This window comes from Chelatococcus sp. YT9, assembly GCF_018398315.1.
GTDB lineage: Bacteria > Pseudomonadota > Alphaproteobacteria > Rhizobiales > Beijerinckiaceae > Chelatococcus.
The window spans coordinates 4333211-4351680 of record NZ_JAHBRW010000001.1 but is presented as its reverse complement, the minus strand read 5'-3'; the positions used below and the strand labels follow the sequence as shown (position 1 = coordinate 4351680).

General features: G+C 63.9%; 15 protein-coding genes. 10 read left to right on the top strand and 5 right to left on the bottom strand.

What is annotated here, in order from left to right:
* Nucleotides 1-277 precede the first annotated feature (277 nt).
* Nucleotides 278-1360 (bottom strand): hypothetical protein, encoded by a 1083-nt coding sequence (locus KIO76_RS19990; protein WP_213324893.1) that lies wholly within the window; start codon nucleotides 1358-1360, stop codon nucleotides 278-280.
* Between the two features lie 272 nt (nucleotides 1361-1632).
* On the opposite strand from KIO76_RS19990, the gene KIO76_RS19985 reads away from it, so the two are divergent.
* The 6 genes from KIO76_RS19985 (at nucleotide 1633) to KIO76_RS19960 (ending at nucleotide 6702) form a co-directional block, all read left to right on the top strand.
* Entirely contained in the window at nucleotides 1633-2400 is a 768-nt protein-coding gene (locus KIO76_RS19985; protein ID WP_213324892.1) for a pyridoxine 5'-phosphate synthase, read from the top strand.
* Nucleotides 2397-2795 carry a holo-ACP synthase gene (gene acpS / locus KIO76_RS19980; protein ID WP_213324891.1) on the top strand — a complete coding sequence of 133 codons (399 nt, stop codon included), beginning with the start codon at nucleotides 2397-2399 and terminating at the stop codon, nucleotides 2793-2795. The genes KIO76_RS19985 and acpS overlap by 4 nt, the downstream gene beginning before the upstream one ends.
* A gap of 268 nt (nucleotides 2796-3063) precedes the next feature.
* Nucleotides 3064-3834 (top strand): signal peptidase I, encoded by a 771-nt coding sequence (lepB, locus tag KIO76_RS19975; protein WP_213324890.1) that lies wholly within the window; start codon nucleotides 3064-3066, stop codon nucleotides 3832-3834.
* Entirely contained in the window at nucleotides 3834-4538 is a 705-nt protein-coding gene (gene rnc / locus KIO76_RS19970; RefSeq protein ID WP_213325367.1) for a ribonuclease III, read from the top strand. Before lepB ends, rnc begins: the two co-directional genes overlap by 1 nt.
* 16 nt (nucleotides 4539-4554) lie before the next feature.
* Entirely contained in the window at nucleotides 4555-5481 is a 927-nt protein-coding gene (gene era, locus KIO76_RS19965) for a GTPase Era (RefSeq protein WP_249729976.1), read from the top strand.
* A 141-nt stretch (nucleotides 5482-5622) separates the two neighbouring features.
* Nucleotides 5623-6702: a class I SAM-dependent methyltransferase gene (locus tag KIO76_RS19960; RefSeq protein WP_213324888.1), complete on the top strand. Its 1080-nt coding sequence runs from the start codon at nucleotides 5623-5625 to the stop codon at nucleotides 6700-6702.
* 229 nt (nucleotides 6703-6931) lie between these two features.
* On the opposite strand, the gene sseA is transcribed toward KIO76_RS19960, so the two are convergent.
* The gene (gene sseA / locus KIO76_RS19955; RefSeq protein ID WP_213324887.1) at nucleotides 6932-7783 is read right to left on the bottom strand and encodes a 3-mercaptopyruvate sulfurtransferase; all 852 of its coding nucleotides are present in this window, start codon (nucleotides 7781-7783) and stop codon (nucleotides 6932-6934) included.
* A 284-nt stretch (nucleotides 7784-8067) separates the two neighbouring features.
* Here sseA and ugpB point away from each other — a divergent pair, with 284 nt between their 5' ends.
* From ugpB to KIO76_RS19935, 4 genes are all read left to right on the top strand, one after another.
* Nucleotides 8068-9378 carry a sn-glycerol-3-phosphate ABC transporter substrate-binding protein UgpB gene (gene ugpB / locus KIO76_RS19950; protein ID WP_213324886.1) on the top strand — a complete coding sequence of 437 codons (1311 nt, stop codon included), beginning with the start codon at nucleotides 8068-8070 and terminating at the stop codon, nucleotides 9376-9378.
* 81 nt (nucleotides 9379-9459) lie between these two features.
* Entirely contained in the window at nucleotides 9460-10344 is an 885-nt protein-coding gene (ugpA, locus tag KIO76_RS19945) for a sn-glycerol-3-phosphate ABC transporter permease UgpA (protein ID WP_213324885.1), read from the top strand.
* On the top strand, nucleotides 10337-11188 hold the full coding sequence (gene ugpE / locus KIO76_RS19940; protein ID WP_213324884.1) for a sn-glycerol-3-phosphate ABC transporter permease UgpE: 852 nt from the start codon (nucleotides 10337-10339) through the stop codon (nucleotides 11186-11188). The genes ugpA and ugpE overlap by 8 nt, the downstream gene beginning before the upstream one ends.
* A gap of 1 nt (nucleotide 11189) precedes the next feature.
* Complete coding sequence (locus KIO76_RS19935) at nucleotides 11190-12278, top strand: sn-glycerol-3-phosphate import ATP-binding protein UgpC (RefSeq protein ID WP_213324883.1); 1089 nt, start codon at nucleotides 11190-11192, stop codon at nucleotides 12276-12278.
* 210 nt (nucleotides 12279-12488) lie between these two features.
* Here KIO76_RS19935 and KIO76_RS19930 read toward each other — a convergent pair whose 3' ends face one another.
* Genes KIO76_RS19930 through KIO76_RS19920 form a run of 3 tightly spaced genes read right to left on the bottom strand, consistent with a single transcriptional unit; the run spans nucleotide 12489 to nucleotide 18216 of the window.
* Nucleotides 12489-15752, bottom strand: a complete 3264-nt coding sequence (locus KIO76_RS19930) for an error-prone DNA polymerase (RefSeq protein WP_213324882.1) — start codon at nucleotides 15750-15752, stop codon at nucleotides 12489-12491.
* Between the two features lie 21 nt (nucleotides 15753-15773).
* Complete coding sequence (locus KIO76_RS19925) at nucleotides 15774-17369, bottom strand: Y-family DNA polymerase (RefSeq protein WP_249729661.1); 1596 nt, start codon at nucleotides 17367-17369, stop codon at nucleotides 15774-15776.
* The gene (locus KIO76_RS19920; RefSeq protein WP_213324881.1) at nucleotides 17314-18216 is read right to left on the bottom strand and encodes an ImuA family protein; all 903 of its coding nucleotides are present in this window, start codon (nucleotides 18214-18216) and stop codon (nucleotides 17314-17316) included. Before KIO76_RS19920 ends, KIO76_RS19925 begins: the two co-directional genes overlap by 56 nt.
* Nucleotides 18217-18470: the final 254 nt, after the last annotated feature.

Below are 18470 nucleotides of genomic sequence, written 5' to 3'. Positions count from 1 at the left end.
AGCCCTTCGAGCCTGCCAAGGCCCGAGCGGAATGTTCGAAGGCGGGAACACGGGACGCTGGGGCATCGCCCCTCGCATGGCTTTCTTCAAAGCCACGCCGTCCGTTCAGCCCCCGGCCAGGCGAACGCGAAGGCTGCTCGTTAGCGCATCAGGGCAGGAAACGCAAGGTATGATCGCGCGGCCGCCCGTTTTCCATTCGCGACGCAGATGTTCACCACCGCGTGAGCTCCCCATCGTCTTATGGGCTGTCGCTTGCCAGAATCGTTGCGCGTCCGGATCAGCGCAGGCGTTCCCCCACCCTCGGCGGAATTTCAGCCGATTTGCCTGCCGCCGTCATACGCTTGCGGAATTCGGCATAGCTTGCCCGCGCGTCCGCTGTCTCCCTGGCGGCATACTGGGCATCGGCGAGATTGAGGTAGGCGATGGTCCGGTCCGGCGCGGCGTCCGTAATGTCCTTCAGCACTGCGATCGCGGGCTTTGGCTGGTTTGACTGGGCCAGGTAGAATCCGAAATCATTGAACTGGCGCGCAAGCTTCAGGTCACCGGGATCGTTCGTGATGGGATAGCTCGTCACTACGAGGCCGAGCTGGATATCCTGAATAGCGGCCTTCATCGCCGCCGCCGCGCCAGCCGGGTCTCCACCCTTGTAAAGCGCCTGCGCCTGCGTCGCGGCCGCGTCGAGCTGGCGCACGAAGTTCTGCCGGTCGCGGGAGCCGCCGTTGAATCCAACGACAGTCCGGCTGATGATCCTGCTGGGTTTGCTCGTGAGATCGGACGCCACCTCGACGATGAGATCGCCGTCGATCTCGCGGCTCTCGCTGCGCACCGCAACGGCGCGGCGGCCGGTCACCTCGTAGTCGTAGTTCGTATATTCGACCGCGCTGCCGAGGACGTGGGCGACCAGCCGATTGTCCGATCCCGCCATCAAGGTCGTCTCGATGCCGTCGTCGTTGAGCCGTTCGAGCGGCGCGAAGCTCTGCGTGTCCGGCTGGTAGATCCAGTAGAGCGCATTCGTGTTGTTGGCGGCGATCTGGGTCGTGATGGAAAGGTCGCCGAGCTTGTCGAAATTCATGTCGGTAGTGTCGAGGGTGAACCCGTCAGGAAAATCGGCCGTGGCGATGGGAAACTCTCCGGCATCACGCTTGTCGATGCGCAACCGCTGGGGCTGACCGCCGTCTGCGCGGGCGATCTCAAGGGCTGTCAGTTGCCGTTGTTGGCCGCTCCCGGTGAAGACGAAGGTCAGGGCGAACTCGGGGTGCCCGGACCCTGGAGAGAATCGGCACGGACGGCAATCCTTGACAGGCGCCGCGAAGGGATCTGCGGAAAGCGCCGGACGGGCCATCGCCGATAGGGTAAGCATTGACAGGCCTAAGATTGATAAAGCTGCTCTTCCCACGCCAGAAAGCCCCCTCATTGTCCGATATCCTTTCGGCGTGATGATTGATCTGCATCAGCGTCAGTGCGGTGCTAGCGGCTCCGCGTCGTTGGGTCAGGGCCCGGAAATAGTCCGGGTCCGGTTGATCCCTGGTTCAACCTTTGGCGTTCCGGAGCGACTGGGGTAAAGGTCTGCAGTGACACGACTGGAACGCGACAGATTCGTGTCCAGCCTTCACGTGTGAGATCTATCGACCGATGTCCAACCATACAACGGCCCGATCCAACCTCCGGCTCGGGGTCAATATCGACCACGTCGCGACGCTGCGTAATGCGCGCGGCGGTTCTTATCCAAGCCCCGTCGCCGCAGCCAAGGTCGCCGCTGCCGCAGGCGCCGACGGCATCACTGCCCATCTTCGCGAGGACCGCCGGCATATCCGCGATGAGGATATCGTCGAGCTACGTGCCGCTGTCGCTCTACCGCTCAATTTTGAAATGGCGGCGACAGCGGAAATGGTCTCGATCGCGCTCAGGGTGAAACCGCACGCGGTTTGCCTCGTGCCAGAGAAGCGCGAGGAGCGGACGACGGAGGGCGGGCTCGATATCGTCGCCGGGCGGGCGCATCTGGCGCCTGTCATTGCCGAGTTGAAGGCAGCGGGCATCCGCGTGTCGCTGTTCGTCGAGCCTGAGCGGGCCGTGATGGAGGCCGCAGCCGCGCTCGGCGCGCCGGTCGTCGAGCTGCATACCGGCACCTATTGTCATGCCGTGATCGATGGTGAAACGGGGCGCGTGAGAACCGAAGTCGAGCGGCTCGCAACGGCGGCCCGTTACGGCGCCTCGCTCGGTCTTGAGATCCATGCAGGCCATGGCCTGACCGTGGCGTCAGCCGGGCCGGTCGCGGCCTTGCCGGAGATCGCCGAGCTCAACATCGGACATTCTCTCATTTCCGATGCCATTTTCGTCGGCCTTGATCAGGCCATCCGGACGATGCGCGCCGCAATGGACACAGCGCGTTCCGCATCATGATCATCGGCATCGGCTCCGACCTCTGCGATATCGACCGCATCAGCCGTTCACTCGCGCGGTTCGGGGATCGGTTCACGCACCGCATCTTCACGGCTGGGGAGCGCGCCAAGGCCGACGGGCGCAAGGCGCGGGCTCCGACCTACGCGAGGCGTTTCGCCGCCAAGGAAGCTTGCGCCAAGGCGTTGGGAACCGGCCTTTCGTGCGGTGTGTTCTGGCGGGACATGGAGGTCGTCAATCTGCCAAGCGGTCAGCCGACCATGCGTCTCACGGGCGGCGCGGCTTTGCGACTGGCGGCGATGCTGCCGCCTGGGCATGACGCCTTTATCCACGTGTCGTTGACTGACGATCCACCCATGGCCCAGGCTTTCGTCATCATCGAGGCGCGCCCAAAGTAAGATCTGGGTGATCCGCGCTGGGGGCATGGCTGGAAACACCGCAGCGCCTTTCCCATATGCACCAACCGGAGTACCGCAGAGCGCTTGCAGGACGAGGCGAGAACATCGCTGGGCGGTTCAGGGCGCGTTTTCAGGTGACACTTTGGCGTGATCGGCGCTGCCGAGCATATTTTCGCCCGAGATGGGACGTTGATGCGTCGCGTTGCGGGAATGGGAACAGTAAGGTAGACCACAGGCGTGCCGGCTCCGATCGGCGGAAAGGCCAGACATGGATCAGGGCACAGTGAAGCAAGCGGAAAACAAGCGGGCCGATGGCGGAATCTGGGATACCGTCAAGGTTATCGTGCAGGCCCTGCTCATCGCGCTCGTGGTTCGCACTTTCCTCTTTCAACCGTTCAATATTCCCTCCGGATCACTCATCCCGACACTCCTGATCGGCGATTATCTCTTTGTCTCGAAATACGCTTACGGCTATTCGCGCTATTCATTCCCCTTCGGCTTGCCGCCTTTCTCCGGCCGTATCTTCGGCTCTGAGCCTCAGCGTGGCGACGTGGCCGTCTTCAAGCTGCCGAAGGATAACTCGACGGACTATATCAAGCGCGTGATCGGCCTGCCTGGTGACACCGTCCAGATGATCTCCGGTCGGCTCTACATCAACGGGAAGATCGTGCCGCGCGAGCCGCTGCCGGACTACAAGTCCCAGGATCTCTGGGGGCGCGAGGTCTCGGTGCCCCGCTTCATGGAGACATTGCCAAACGGTGTCAGCCATGTCGTGATCGAGCGCGAGGGCGATACCGGCTACTGGGACAATACCTATGCCTACAAGGTGCCACCGGGGCACTATTTCATGATGGGCGACAACCGGGACAATTCCACGGACTCGCGTGACGAAAACGTCGTGGGCTTCGTCCCGTTCGAGAATTTTGTGGGTCGGGCTGAGGTCATTTTCTTCTCGGTGGAGGAAGGTGCGTCAGGCTGGAAGTTCTGGGAATGGCCCTGGACGGTCCGGTGGAACCGGCTGTTCACGCCCGTGAAGTGATGAAGACGAAGAACTCAGGTCTCGGCGCGATCGAGGATCGCATCGGCTATCGCTTCGCGCGCCGCAATCTCCTGGTACAGGCGTTGACCCATATCAGCGCCGTGCCGTCCGACAAGGCGCAGACCTACCAGCGCCTGGAGTTTCTCGGTGATCGAGTGCTCGGCCTCGCGGTCTCGGACATGCTGTTTCGCGCTTTCCCCGACGCTGAGGAAGGCGAGCTTTCACGCCGTCTGGCTGAACTCGTCCGTCGCGAGAGCTGCGCCGAAGTTGCTGCGACCTGGGGCGTTGGCGAGCATGTGCGGCTCGGCGATGGCGAAATCGCCGCCGGCGCCCAGCAGAACGCAGCCATTCTCGCCGATATTTGTGAAGCCATTGTCGGTGCCGCCTTTGTCGACGGCGGGGCAGCGGCGGCGCAAGGTATAGTCGAGCGGGCGTTCGGCGAGCGCCTGCACGCGCCGCGTCGCCCGCTGCGTGACGCCAAGACCGCCTTGCAGGAATGGGCGCAAGGACGTGGACTGCCGACGCCGAGCTATGTCGTTGCAAGCCGGTCCGGACCGGATCATGCTCCGAATTTCCGCATCGCGGTCATGGTCCGTGGCATGACGCCGGCTGAAGGCGCCGGTACCTCGAAACGCGTGGCCGAACAGGCCGCGGCACGGGAGTTTCTCGTGCGTGAACAGATCTGGACGACTGATGGTACCTGAGAACGAAAGCGGCGCAATGGACGACGGCCCGGACACCACAGGGCAGGAGGCAACGCGCTGCGGCTTCGTCGCCCTTATCGGTTCGCCCAATTCAGGCAAGTCGACGCTGATAAACCATCTGGTTGGCGCCAAGGTGTCGATCGTTTCGCGCAAGGTGCAGACGACGCGCGCGCTGGTGCGTGGCATTACGATCGACGGGGCCGCGCAGCTCATTTTTGTCGACACGCCGGGCATCTTCAAGCCGAAGCGTCGCCTCGACCGTGCGATGGTGACCTCCGCCTGGGGCGGGGCGGGCGATGCAGACGTGGTTGCCCTTCTCCTCGACGCGCGCAAGGGCCTGGACGAGGAAAGCACCGCTATCCTGGGCAAGCTGCCTGAACTCAGGCAGCCTAAGATCCTGATCCTCAACAAGATCGATCTCGTGGCGAGGCCCTCACTTCTCGAACTGGCGGCCGATCTCAATGCCAAGGTGCCGTTCGACGAGACCTTCATGATCTCGGCCCTGACGGGCGACGGTGTCGCGCATCTCAGGGAAAGCCTGGGCAGGCGGATGCCGGCGGGGCCATGGCTCTATCCGGACGACCAGATCTCGGATGCGCCGCTCCGGATGCTCGCCGCCGAGATCACGCGCGAGAAGCTGTTCGAGCGCCTGCATGATGAACTGCCCTATGCAGTCACCGTCGAAACCGACCAGTGGAAGGTGCAGAAGGACGGTTCCGTCCGCATCGAGCAGACGGTTTTCGTGGAGCGGGAGAGCCAGCGCAAGATCGTACTGGGCAAGGGCGGGCAGACAATCAAGGCCATCGGTTCGGCCGCGCGCCAGGACATCATCGAGGCGGCCGAAACCAACGTGCATCTCTTTCTCTTCGTGAAGGTACGCGAGAACTGGGGCGATGACCCGGAGCGCTACCGCGAGATGGGGCTGGAATTCCCGAAGGGTTGACGATCCGGGCGCTGCCATCGATCGGACGAGACCCTTCGTCCTTTCTGGGTAGAGGCTACCGCCTCTAGGCAGCTAGGCGCGCCAGCATAATTGCGGACAATCGCCACCCGGCGGCACGCTGTAGCCGCAGGGGAGGCAAGCATGTCGGCGAGCGTCCATGCCGGGAGCAATCCGCAGTCGGCCGATCTCGATCGCCCGTTAAGCCTTCGCGCGATCAACGCGTCCCTTGCCCGTGCGGGTTGGTCTCAAGCAGGAAGCTGCCCGGCTTGCGGATCGGCGAGCATCCGTCCCTTCGCGACGCTGCGCCATATCGCCCATGATCGCTGCACGCGTTGCGGCTTCACCTTCGCCAATCCATTGCCGGACGACGCGACGCTCGCCGCCTTCTACAACTCGTCCTTTTATAACAATTATCGGCGCTTCGAGGCGGAGCGCATCGCGCGCGAACCTTATTTCAGCCTCAGCTACAGCGACCTTCGCCGTCTGGCGTCGTGGATCGATGCCGAGAAGTCGGCTCGGATTCTGGATTTCGGCTGTGGGCCGGGCAGCCTCCTGGCGCTGCTGCGCGACCACTACGGCTACGAAAATTGCGAGGGGCTGGAGCTCAATCGCCAGAGCGCGGAGATCGCGGCACGCAGCTACGGTGTGCGGGTCACCACCGACAGTACCACCCTGCGGGGGGCGTTCGATCTCGTGATGCTCGTCGAGGTGATCGAGCATATTCCGGATCCGACACGTTTCCTGCTCCAGATCCGCGATCTCGTTCGGACGGGAGGACGGCTCTTCCTGACCACCGATTCCGTCCGCAACACGCCGTCTCGCTTCTTCCCGTCCCATTCGGGGCATTTCACGGCGCCGAGCCATGTCAGCCTGTTCACCGAGGCCGCAATGGCCCGATGTCTCGAGCGGGCGGGCTTCGTGATCGAGCGCATGGAAACCGAACCCTCGGAGACGCTTATGGGCGACTATCTCGCGAGCCCGTTCTTTTCCCTCGATTTTCTGAGCCCCCAGTCGGCCGACGAACTCCGTGACACGCTCTATGTGCCTACCCGCCTCGGAAGGTTGATGGGGCTCCGGGAACGACGCGTATTGCCCAAGGCCCTGCGCGCCACCAAGAGAATCGACCGCCTGCTGGCCCGTCTCGCCAAGCGGCTGACACCGGTGCCGCCGAGCGACCACCTCCTGGTCATGGCTCGCAAGATGGATAGGGCGCCTGCTTAGGGCGATTGAGGTTCAAGAATCATTCGTGAGGGTCATCCTCGGACGAGCGTGAACTCGGCCCGAGACCCATACACCGATACGACGCGTGACGGCGATCAGCTTTTGTATGAGGTATCCTTTTCTCTTGGCGATGGCGTTTATGGATCCCGGACCCGTTGCTATGCGTTGCTCCGGGATGCACCCCCCTTCTTAGTCACAATCCAACCGACGCCGTGAACGCCGGCCGGCCTTAATCCGCCTCGCCGGTGGCGATCGGCAGGTCCTCGCGGCTGCCCCATTCCGACCATGAGCCGTCATAGAGCCCCGCCACGGGCTTACCGGCGGTTTCCAGCGCCAGCGCCAGAACGGCTGCTGTGACGCCCGAGCCGCAGCTCGTGATCACCGGCCTGTCGAGATCGACGCCGGCCTTGGTGAAAGTTGCGGTGATCGCCTCCGGGGTCTTGAGCCGGCCGTTCTCGATGAGATCGTTGAAGGGGACGTTGCGGGCTCCCGGCATGTGACCGGCCCGCACGCCCGGGCGTGGCTCTGGAGCGTCGCCGCGAAAACGGGCAGCGGCGCGCGCATCGACGACTTGAGCCGTCTTGTTCGTGAGGCTCGCGAGCACGCGGGAGGCGTCAGCGACCTGATCGGCGTCGAACGCAGCGGTGAAGGTCGTCGCCTCCCGCTTGGCGACGCCGGTTTCGAGCGGCCGGTTCTCCGCTTTCCATTGCGGCAGGCCGCCGTCGAGCACGGCGACCTTGCCCGCGCCGAAGATCTTCAGCGTCCAGCGGACGCGCGCGGCCGAGAACAGGCCGGCCCCGTCATAGACGACGATGCGCGCCGCGTTGGACACGCCGAGCGCACCCATGGCCTTGGCGAAGTTCTCAGCGCTTGGCAGCATATGCGGGAGATTCGATGTGGTATCGCTGATCGCATCCACATCGAAGCGGACGGCGCCGGGAATATGACCGGCCTGATATTCGGCATCCGCGTCACGGCCTTCGGTCGGCAAATACCAGGAGCCGTCGATGACCACGAGATCAGCAGCGCCGAGGTTGTCGGCGAGCCATGCTGTGCTGACGAGAGCCGGAAAATCACCCACGAAACAATCTCCTGTGATGCAAGGCGCCGCGCTTTCGCATGTCCGACGCTGATTTCAACAGCATCCCTACCATGGACCGTGCGGTGGCCGCCATGCGGGTTCCGGTTGTGCGCTCGCTGCCGTCGTCTCAAGCAGGTCCTCGTGCGAAAGTCTAACGCCCAAGACCTAGAGAGACCAAGGCTCGCGATTGTCGCAAAACTGAAATCGAAATAACGTCATGTCCAGAACCACGGAACTGTGGCACGGCCGGCGGACACCCGCGTGGCCGAACAAGGGAGACGAACATGACACTGCGCGGTTTCATTCCGGGCGTTGCGGCGGCGCTTACTCTGACCGTATCGGCCCCAGCGCTGGCGGCCACCGAGATTTCCTGGTGGCATGCCATGACCGGCGCCAACAACGAGGTTGTCGAGACCCTCGCGAAAGAATTCAACGCCAGCCAGAGCGACTACAAGGTCGTGCCGGTCTTCAAGGGCACCTATCCAGAGACGCTGAATGCCGGCATTGCCGCCTTCCGCGCCAAGCAGCCGCCTCACATCATTCAGGTGTTCGATGTTGGCACCGGCGTGATGATGGGCGCCGAGGGCGCGGTCAAGCCGGTTGCGGACGTGCTGAGCGAAGGCGGCGCCAAGTTTGACAAGAGCCAGTACCTGCCGGGCATCGTCGCCTATTATTCCAAGCCCGACGGCACCATGCTGTCCTTCCCCTACAACTCATCCTCGCCGATCCTCTATTACAATAAGGATGCCTTCCAAAAGGCGGGGCTGGACGTCAACAAGCCGCCGAAGACCTGGAACGAAGTGTTCGAGGCCGCGCGGAAGATCAAGGCGAGCGGCGCGGCCCCCTGCGGCTACACGTCCACGTGGCTTACCTGGATTCACCTCGAAAATTTCGCCGCCTGGAACAACCAGCCCTATGGCACCAAGGAGAACGGCCTCGGCGGTCTCGATGTTCAGCTCAAGATCGACGCGCCGATCTACGCCAATCACTTCCAGGCGGTGGCTGACCTCGCCAAGGAAGGTGTGTTCCGCTACGGCGGGCGGACGTCTGAGGCCAAGAACCTCTTCCTGAGCGGTGAATGCGCCATCCTGACCGAATCCTCCGGTGGCTTGGGGGATATCGTCAAGTCCGGCATGAACTACGGCATTGGGCAGTTGCCTTATGACAGCGCGGCGGCTGGGGCCCCGCAGAACACGACCCCCGGTGGTGCGAGTCTCTGGGTTTTCGCCGGTCACAAGCCCGATGAATACAAGGGCGTGGCGGCTTTCTTCCAGTTCCTGTCGAAGACGGATATCCAGTCTCGCCTCCATCAGGTGTCCGGCTATCTGCCTGTGACGCTTGCCGCCTACGACGCGACCAAGAAGTCGGGGTTCTACGAGAAGAATCCGGGCCGTGAGACGCCGATCCTCCAGATGATGGGGAAAGCGCCCACGGAGAATTCCAAGGGCGTGCGTCTCGTGAACCTGCCGCAGGTCCGTGATATCCAGAACGAGGAGTTCGAGAAGATGCTCGCCGGCCAGCAAACGGCAAAGCAGGCTCTCGACAGCGCTGTGAAGCGCGGCAATGCCGCGATCAAGCAGGCCTTGGGTCAGTAGCTTCGGTACCCTTCGGTTCCGCCCGCGGTTGGGCCGCGGGCGGCTCGCTTTCTTTCGATCACCGCCCGCCAGGTCTGCCGCGTGACGTCACGAGTGATCTTTCCCCACAAGGTGCTGCCTTACCTGCTGCTGTTGCCGCAGATCCTCATCACGCTGGTGTTCTTCTACTGGCCGGCGTCCCAGGCGATACGTCAGTCGACCTTGCGTGAGGATCCGTTCGGCCTTGCCACCACTTTCGTCGGTCTTGGCAATTTCCGGCAAGTGCTCAGCGACCCCGACTACATCGGTTCGGTCCAGACGACTATCATCTTCTCAGTCGCGACAGCCCTGATCCCCATGGCGATCGCGCTCGTGCTGGCTGTCATGGCGGACAAGGTGATCAAGGGCAGGGGCTTCTACCGCACGCTCATGATCTGGCCCTACGCCGTCGCACCGGCCATCGCCGGCATGTTGTGGCTCTTCCTGTTCAATCCGACCATCGGCACCTTCGCCTACATGCTGCGGCGCTCAGGCTATGACTGGGATCCGCTGCTCAACGGCAACCAGGCCATGATGCTCGTCATTCTCGCTGCCGCCTGGAAGCAGATCAGTTATAATTTCCTGTTTTTTGTCGCAGGGTTACAGGCGATCCCTAAGAGCTTGATCGAAGCCGCTGCCGTGGACGGCGCGCGCGAGATGAAGCGATTCTGGACCATCGTTTTCCCGCTTCTCGCGCCCACGAGCTTCTTTCTGCTCGTGGTGAACACCGTCTACGCGTTCTTCGATACCTTCGGCATCATCCACGCTGTCACCGGGGGCGGGCCAGGCAAGGCGACGGAAACGCTGGTCTACAAGGTGTACAACGACGGCTTCGTCAATCTGATGCTCGGCAGCTCCGCCGCCCAGTCAGTGATTCTCATGGGCATCGTCATCGCCCTGACGGCAATCCAGTTCCGCTATGTCGAGCGCAAGGTGCATTATGCCTGAGCGCGTCAAGAGAAAGAGATCCTGGCTCAGCCATGCCGTGCTGATCGTAGGCATCCTCGTGGTCGTTTTCCCGATCTACTATACGTTCGTGGCCTCCACGCTGTCCCTGCAGCAGATCCTGCGGCCGCCCCTGCAACTCGTGCCGGGCAGCCATTTCCTCGACAATTATTATGAGGCGTTGTTCGGGGGGCTTGGGCGCGTGGGCGGGGTCAATGTCTGGCGCCTCCTGATCAACACATCGATTGTGGCGCTCGCGGTCGCGGTCGGGAAGATCGTCATCTCAATCCTGTCCGCCTACGCGATCGTCTTTTTCCGGTTTCCGTTCCGGATGACGTTCTTCTGGGTGATCTTCGTCACGTTGATGCTGCCGGTCGAAGTGCGCATCCTGCCGACCTACAAGGTCATGGTGGATCTCGGGCTCATCGACACCTACACCGGGCTCACCCTGCCGCTCATGGCCTCGGCGACGGCGACGCTCTTGTTCCGCCAGTTCTTCATGACGATTCCGGGTGAGCTTCTTGAGGCGGCGCGGGTGGACGGAGCGGGGCCGTGGCGGTTCTTCTTCGATTTCGTGCTGCCCTTGTCGAGGACCAATATCGCGGCGCTCTTCGTCATCCTCTTCATCTACGGATGGACACAGTATCTCTGGCCGCTTCTGGTCACCAACAGCAACGATATGAACACGATCATCATCGCGCTCCGCAAGATGATCTCCTATGCCGATGCCGACACCCAATGGCACCTGGTGATGGTGACGACGATTTTTGCCATCCTGCCCCCGGTGGCCGTGGTCGTGCTGATGCAGCGCTGGTTCGTGAAGGGCCTTGTCGAGACGGAAAAGTAAGATGGCGACAGTTGCTCTGAAGACGGTGCGCAAAGTTTATGCAGGTGGCATGGAAGCAGTGAAGGGCATCGAGCTCAGCGTGCCCGACGGCGCTCTCTGCGTGCTCGTCGGGCCCTCCGGCTGCGGCAAGTCCACATTGCTGCGCATGGTCGCCGGGCTCGAGGACATCACCGCCGGGACCATCGAGATCGACGGCCGCGTCGTGAATGCGCTTGAGCCAGCGGAGCGGGACATCGCTATGGTGTTCCAGAACTACGCCCTCTATCCGCATATGAGCGTCTACGACAATATGGCTTACGGTCTGCGCAACCGTGGCACGCCTAAAGCCGAGATCGAACGCAAGGTGCGCGAGGCAGCCCGCATGCTGGAGCTGGGCTCCCTGCTGGACCGTCGGCCGCGCCAGCTCTCCGGTGGCCAGCGCCAGCGCGTGGCCATGGGCCGCGCGATCGTCCGCGATCCCAAGGTCTTCCTCTTCGACGAGCCTCTGTCCAATCTGGACGCCAAGCTGCGCGGCCAGATGCGCGTCGAGATCCGCCGCTTGCAGCGCGATCTCGGTGTCACCAGCATCTATGTGACGCATGATCAGCTCGAAGCGATGACGCTCGCCGATGTTCTCGTCGTCATGAACAGCGGGCGGATCGAGCAGGTGGGGGCACCGCTCGATGTCTATGAGGAGCCCGCGACGACCTTCGTGGCGAGCTTCATCGGCGCGCCGCCCATGAATCTCCTGACTCCGGAGCGTCTTTCGGCGGCCGGCGCGGCGCTCGAGGGCATCCTGCCGGCCGGCGCTGTGACGCTCGGCATCCGTCCCGAGGATCTCGGCACCGTTGAAGCCAAATCAGCCGAAGCCGGGTCTGACGGCCTCATCGCCTTCGATGTGACCATCGATGTGCTGGAGCCGGTCGGGGCCGAGAGCTATCTCTACGCCCGCATCCAGGATGGCCCTATCGTCGTGCGCCTGCCGGGGCGCGCGGCCGTGCCGGAGAGCGGCAAGCTCAAAGTCGCGGCCCCCATCGACAAGCTCCATTTCTTCGACGCCGACGGTAGAAGGGTGGATTCTCTTCCCATGGCTATGCGACGCCAGGGATGACACGCGGGAGCCGTCGCGTTGATCCTTCCCCGTCCGTCGGGGAGGGTGGCCTCGCGTCAGCGAGGTCGGGTGGGGCCTCGCGGCAGGAGATCGTGCCCCACTGGCCAGCACATGTCGCCGTCTTGCGATCGGGTTGGTGTCAGGCGGACCCACCTGGCGCCTGCGGCGCCACCCTCGTCTGGGGGAGGCACCGGCGCGCTAACGCCCGCATCAATGGAAGTCGCGCGAGCGCGGAAGGATCCGGACGTTGCGCGGGTGGCCGCCTGTTCGTGCGACCTGTTTCGCAGTGCCATCGTCGGGGTGGCCCTCTCCCTCGCGCAGATGGCCGAGGTCGCGGCTGCGATCGGTGAGCCGCCGGGCGATGATATGGACGACGTCGTCTTCGCTGCGCTGGATCTGTCCGGCGACCTCGATGATGCGCGCACCCATGACCTCGCCGCGAAAGCGCGCGAAGAGATTGGCCCAGACCACGATATTGGCGATGCCGGTTTCGTCCTCGATGGTCATGAACACGACATTGCCCTGGCCCGGACGCTGGCGTACCAGGACGACACCGGCCGTGCGGGTCCAGAGGCCGTTGCGGCTTTGCCTTACCTCCTCGCAGGAGAGTAGTCCCTCGCTTCGATAGAGCGGACGCAGGAATTGGACGGGATGTGCCTTCAGGGACAGACGCGCCGTCTGATAATCGGCGATGACATGTTCGGGAAGCGGCATGGCTGGCAGGTGAACATCCGGCTCGGCCGCCAGTTCGGCCGCATCCGCGGCGGCGAACAGCGGGAGAGGCACACTGTCGGGCAAGCGGCGCACAGCCCAGGCCGCTTCACGCCGGTCCAGGCCTATCGAGCGGCAGGCATCGGCATCAGCCAGAATCTCCAGGGCGCGGCGGGGCAGGGCGGTGCGCCGGGCGAGCGTTTCAAGATCGGGAAAGCCCATGCCGCGGCGGCTGGCGAGCGTCGCTGCCCAGGTCTTCTGGAAGCCGTCGAGCTGGCGCAGGCCGAGGCGCAAAGCGTGTTTTCCCCCTGAGCAAGCCTCCAAGGTGTTGTCCCAGTGGCTCGCATTGATATCGACGGCGCGGACTTCAACATCATGCTCGCGCGCATCCCGCACGATCTGCGCCGGGGCATAGAAGCCCATAGGCTGGGAATTGAGGAGCGCGCAGGCGAAGACGTCGGGGTAATGGCATTTGATCCAGGCCGAGATATAGACGAGATGGGCGAAGGCGGCGGCATGGCTTTCGGGAAAGCCGTAGCTGCCGAAGCCCTCGATCTGCGCGAAGCACCGCTCGGCGAAGTCGCGCTCATAGCCGCGCCGCACCATGCCCTCGATCATCTTGGTCTTGAAGGTGTGGATGGTGCCGACATGGCGGAAGGTGGCCATGGCGCGGCGCAGTCCATTGGCCTCGTCCGGTGTGAAATCGGCCGCGACGATGGCGAGCCTCATAGCCTGTTCCTGGAATAGCGGAACACCGTAGGTGTCGCCGAGCACCTGCCGCAGTTCATCCTGCGGATAGTCCGGCCCGGGCGAGGGGAAGACAACAGCTTCCTTGCCTGCACGCCGGCGTAGATAGGGATGCACCATATTGCCCTGGATAGGGCCGGGCCTGACGATCGCCACCTGAATGACGAGATCGTAGAACTCCCGCGGCTTCAGGCGCGGCAGCATGCTCATCTGGGCCCGGCTTTCCACCTGGAAGAGGCCGATCGAATCGCCTCGGCACAGCATGTCGTAGACTTCGTCGTCGTGTTCGATCGAGGACAGCGTTTTTTCGATGCCCTTTTCATCCTTCAGCATCACCAGCGCCTTGTGGATGCAGGTGAGCATGCCGAGCGCCAGCACGTCGACCTTCATCAGGCCGAGTACGTCGATGTCGTCGCGGTCCCATTCGATGAAGGTGCGGTCCGGCATGGCCGCATTGCCGATGGGCACGGTCTCGTCGAGCCGGCCGCGCGTGAGGACGAAGCCGCCCACATGCTGGGAGAGATGGCGCGGCGCGCCCATGAGGCGATTGGCGAAATGGACAGCCCGCGCGATCTCCGGATTGAGGGGCTGGTGCCCGGCCTGGCGGATATGGCCCTCCGGCAGTTCCTCGCCATGGCTGCCCCAGACCGTCGAGGCGAGCGCGGCTGTCACGTCCTCGCTCAGGCCGAAGACTTTGCCGACCTCGCGGATGGCGCTGCGTGGGCGATAGCAGATGACGGTCGCGGCAATGCCGGCGCGCTCGCGGCCATAGCGGTCATAGATATGCTGGATGACCTCCTCGCGTCGCTCATGCTCGAAATCGACGTCGATATCCGGCGGCTCGTCACGCTCCTTGGAGAGGAAGCGCGCGAAGAGCACGTTGATATCCTCCGGATTGACATTGGTGATGCCGAGGATGAAGCAGACCACTGAATTGGCGGCCGAGCCGCGTCCCTGGCAGAGGATGCCCTTATCATCGGCGAAGCGCACGATGTCGTGGATCGTCAGGAAGTAGCGCGCATAGTCCATCTCGGCGATGAAGGCGAGTTCCTGTTTGAGCAATGCCTCCACCTTCGCGGGGGTCCCCTCGGGATAACGTAGCTCCGCGCGCCGCCAGACGAGATCCTCCAGATGACCCTGAGGCGTCTTGCCCGGCGGCACCGGCTCCTCGGGATAATCATATTTGAGCTGCGACAGGCAGAAATCCGAGCGGGCAAAGAGATGCTGGGTCTCGGCGATGGCCTCCGGGACGTCCCGGAACAGGCGCGCCATCTCCTCCGGCGCCTTGAGATGGCGCTCGGCATTGGCTTCCAGGATGCGCCCGGCGCTGGCGATCTTCAGCCCCTCGCGGATGCAGGTGACCACATCCTGCAAGGGGCGTTCCTCAGGCGTTGCATAGAGCGCGTCACTGGTGGCGATGAGCGGCACGTCATGGACGGCCGCCAGTGCCTTCAGGTCGAGGAGGCGCCGACGGTCCGCCCCGCGCTGGGGCCGGGTGGCGCCGAGCCACAGCGCGCCGGGCGCAGCCTCCGCCAGGATGGCGAGGGTGTCGGCGCAAGCCTTGATGTCGCGTGGTGGCATCAGGATGAGGAGGAGGTTGCGCGTGTCGGCGATGAGATCATCGCGGGTGAGGAGGCATTCGCCCTTCAGGCCGCGCCGGTTGCCGACCGTGAGCAGCCGGCAGAGGCGACCCCAGCCATCGCGATCAGCGGGATAGGCGACGATGTCCGGTGTGCCGTCGGTAAAGGCGAGGCGGGCGCCGACCAGGAGCTTGAAGGGCAGGGCGGCGCCGCCATTCTCCTTCTCATAGGCGCGCGCGGCATCCCGCACCGGCACATAGGCGCGGACCACCCCGGCCACGGTGTTGCGATCGGCGATGCCGATGCCGTTCTGGCCGAGTTCGGCGGCGCGTCGGACCATCTCGGCCGGGTGCGAGGTGCCGCGCAGGAAGGAGAAATGCGTGGCGGCGACCGGATCGCCATAAAGAAGAGGGGGCGGGATGATGTCGTCCGACATGGCGGTGTCTCGATGCTGGCCTCAGGCAAACAGGCCATGCAGGAACCAGCGGGGATGCTTGATCTCCACCGCGTAGAGGCCCTCGCGGAACAACCAGAAGCGGTGGCCGTTGCGGTCCTCGACCCGGAAATAATCACGGGTCAGTGCGCCTTCAGCATCGCGCCACCATTCCGGCGCGATGCGTTCCGGGCCCTCGGCGGCGGCGATTTCATGCATGACCCGCCGCCAAAGGAAACGCAGCGGCGGCCCATCCGGCACCTCGGCCAGGGTCTCGATGGGCTGCGGCGGATCGAACAGGCAGCACGGCTGCGCCGGGGGATCGCCGGCCAAGCCCTCTCTGGCCAAGCCCCCTCCAGCCAAGCTCCCTCCGGCCAAACCAGCCCCGCCCCGGTCCTGAAGCCAGGCTTTCCCGGATTTGTCCTGCCCGCTGCCGTAAGCAATGGCCGGGACAAGGCGCGCCATGCGCTCCGGGACATGGCTGTCCTCGCTCGTGAAGCGCAGAACCCGCGCCTGGCCATAGCGCACGCTCAACCGGTCGATGAGATCGGCGAGGCTTTCAGCGTCGTGTTGGCGACCATCGAGGCCGCTCTGGACGGTGGTCATGGCCTCGGCGGCGAGGACGTCCAGACGTATCATGTCGAAGCCGAAACCCGGATCGATCGGATCGGCGAGGGCAGCCATCCGCTCGGACAAGAGCCTCGTCACAATAGCCGCATCACGCAGGGGACGCCCGGTCTCGATCCGGACGCGACGGATGGCGCCATCCGCCCGATAGAGGGAGGCTTCGAAATGCCGCCCGCCACCCCCCCGCTCCGCCAGCATGGCTTCCAATTCTCGACCCAGCTCGCGCAAGGTTGCCAGCACCGTGTCCATGAGGGCGATTGGCTCGGCGAAGCGCCGTGTCGCGATGAGGTCCGGCACAGGTCGGCGCGGCGATATGGGATGCTGCGCCTCCCCCAGGGTGCGGACCAGCCGGTTGACGAGATCCGCGCCAAAGCGTGCAGCGAGCGGGGCACGCGGTCGGATGGCGAGATCGCCGATGGTGGTCAGGCCGGCGCGGGTGAGGGCGCGGAGATTCTGCGCCTCAAGGCCAAGGGCCGCGATGGGCAGAGGACGGACAGCTTCCCTTTCCTGGCCGGAGGGAACGAGGCCTCCCCGGCCATAGCGGGCGACGGCTCGGGCCGCGTCGGGCGTATCGGCGATGGCGCTCAAGGCGGTGAAGCCCTGGGCCGCAAGGCGCGCCATGAGATCGCCGCGCAAGTCCGCCTCACCCCCGAAAAGATGCGCGCAGCCGGTTATATCGAGCTGGAGGCCGTCCTCGCCATCGAGACCTACCAGCGGCGTATAGCGATCGCACCAGTCGGCGATGTGATCACGCAGGGCGAGGTCCGCCATCTTATCCTCATCGGCCAAGGTGAGATGCGGCACGCGCGCCCGGGCATCAGCCAGGGTGAGGCCAGGGCGCAGCCCAAGCTTGCGGGCATGGACATCGGCCTGGACGATGCGCAGGGCGCTCTTGATCTTGGCGACGACGACGAGGGGAGGCGCGGGAAAAGCAGCCTCAGCCCGCGCGTCTCCAGCCGGCCTTCTCGGCGGTGTTCCCACCGCTGTCGTCATGGGAGCTCCCTTGAAGGGAGACGACATTCCACCCGGGCGGCCGGTTCTCGCGGACAGGCGATGCAGTCGGTCGGTCGCCAGAAGTGGCAGCCAGAGAGCGAGATAGCGCCGCTTTTCGGAAGGCACGGTCATCGCGATTCCACTCCACGAGGAAAGTCTGTGGTGGATAGCCCTCCCTGTGCAAAAGCAGGCCGATCTCGAAAGCCGGCGCGCCGGGAGCCCCGGCCGCGAGGCGGGAGGAGGGGGCCGCGCGGATGCTCCAGCGGGTCAGCGCGGCGCTCGGCTGTGGCGCGGCTCCCGGGCCGCTGCGAATGAGAAAGGCGGTGACGCAGGCTTGTGCCGCGGCGCGGTTCAGGCGCTGGCTCGCCGTGAGGTCGAGGGCCCTCGGTGCGCCCCAGAGCTCGACGACCACGACACCAGTCGCTTGGCAGCGCAAAGCCTCATGACCTGCTCTTAAGGTCTGCAGGGCATCCGGCATGCGCAGCAGCACGACATTTTCAGGAGGCAAGCCGAGTTCCTGGAGGCCGGGCGCGTGCAATTCACCTTGTTCCTGCGCGATCATATCCTGGCGGACCCAGATGATGGGACGGTGGACGGCCGCGCAGGCGGTGAGGGCAAGGCAGAAACCGCGCGTGGCTGCCGCGTCGCTCGCGCTGCCTGCGAAGAATTCATGCAAGGCCGCCCGCCGCAGCCCGCCACCGATGGCTGAATCGAGGGCAGGCAGTCCAAGCGAGAAACGCTGTTCATCCAAGGGCCCCGCCGACAGGGTTTTGATAGCCCTGTCGGCCGTGACGACGGTGGCAATATCGTGCCGTAGCCCGGCGAGAGACCCCCTCGCGGTGCTCATTGAAAAATTCCTTGCGGTATAATGTTCCTGGTTTGTTCTAAAATAGTCCTCTCTTTCAGGTGAGTCAACATGCCGAATCAGTTGTCTGGCGGTTGGATGCTGCCGCTGGTGTTCTGAATAGAAGGCAGGCCATCGATAGGAGAGGTTTCAGTAGTACGGGGAGAGCCGAGCCGAAATTTCTGACTTTCGCAACTAATTGTTAACAATACTAAGTAATTGCGACCTAATGGCGCAGTCGAGGCCTTATGATTAAC

Bases quoted from the DNA above. Each gene is read 5' to 3' on its own strand.
- ugpB (WP_213324886.1), top strand. From the start codon at position 8,068: ATGACACTGCGCGGTTTCATTCCGGGCGTTGCGGCGGCGCTTACTCTG.
- KIO76_RS19935 (WP_213324883.1), top strand. From the start codon at position 11,190: ATGGCGACAGTTGCTCTGAAGACGGTGCGCAAAGTTTATGCAGGTGGC.
- KIO76_RS19925 (WP_249729661.1), bottom strand. From the start codon at position 17,369: ATGACGACAGCGGTGGGAACACCGCCGAGAAGGCCGGCTGGAGACGCG.
- KIO76_RS19990 (WP_213324893.1), bottom strand. From the start codon at position 1,360: ATGCTTACCCTATCGGCGATGGCCCGTCCGGCGCTTTCCGCAGATCCC.
- rnc (WP_213325367.1), top strand. From the start codon at position 3,834: ATGAAGACGAAGAACTCAGGTCTCGGCGCGATCGAGGATCGCATCGGC.
- ugpE (WP_213324884.1), top strand. From the start codon at position 10,337: ATGCCTGAGCGCGTCAAGAGAAAGAGATCCTGGCTCAGCCATGCCGTG.
- KIO76_RS19960 (WP_213324888.1), top strand. From the start codon at position 5,623: ATGTCGGCGAGCGTCCATGCCGGGAGCAATCCGCAGTCGGCCGATCTC.
- KIO76_RS19920 (WP_213324881.1), bottom strand. From the start codon at position 18,216: ATGAGCACCGCGAGGGGGTCTCTCGCCGGGCTACGGCACGATATTGCC.
- era (WP_249729976.1), top strand. From the start codon at position 4,555: ATGGACGACGGCCCGGACACCACAGGGCAGGAGGCAACGCGCTGCGGC.
- KIO76_RS19930 (WP_213324882.1), bottom strand. From the start codon at position 15,752: ATGTCGGACGACATCATCCCGCCCCCTCTTCTTTATGGCGATCCGGTC.
- KIO76_RS19985 (WP_213324892.1), top strand. From the start codon at position 1,633: ATGTCCAACCATACAACGGCCCGATCCAACCTCCGGCTCGGGGTCAAT.
- acpS (WP_213324891.1), top strand. From the start codon at position 2,397: ATGATCATCGGCATCGGCTCCGACCTCTGCGATATCGACCGCATCAGC.
- lepB (WP_213324890.1), top strand. From the start codon at position 3,064: ATGGATCAGGGCACAGTGAAGCAAGCGGAAAACAAGCGGGCCGATGGC.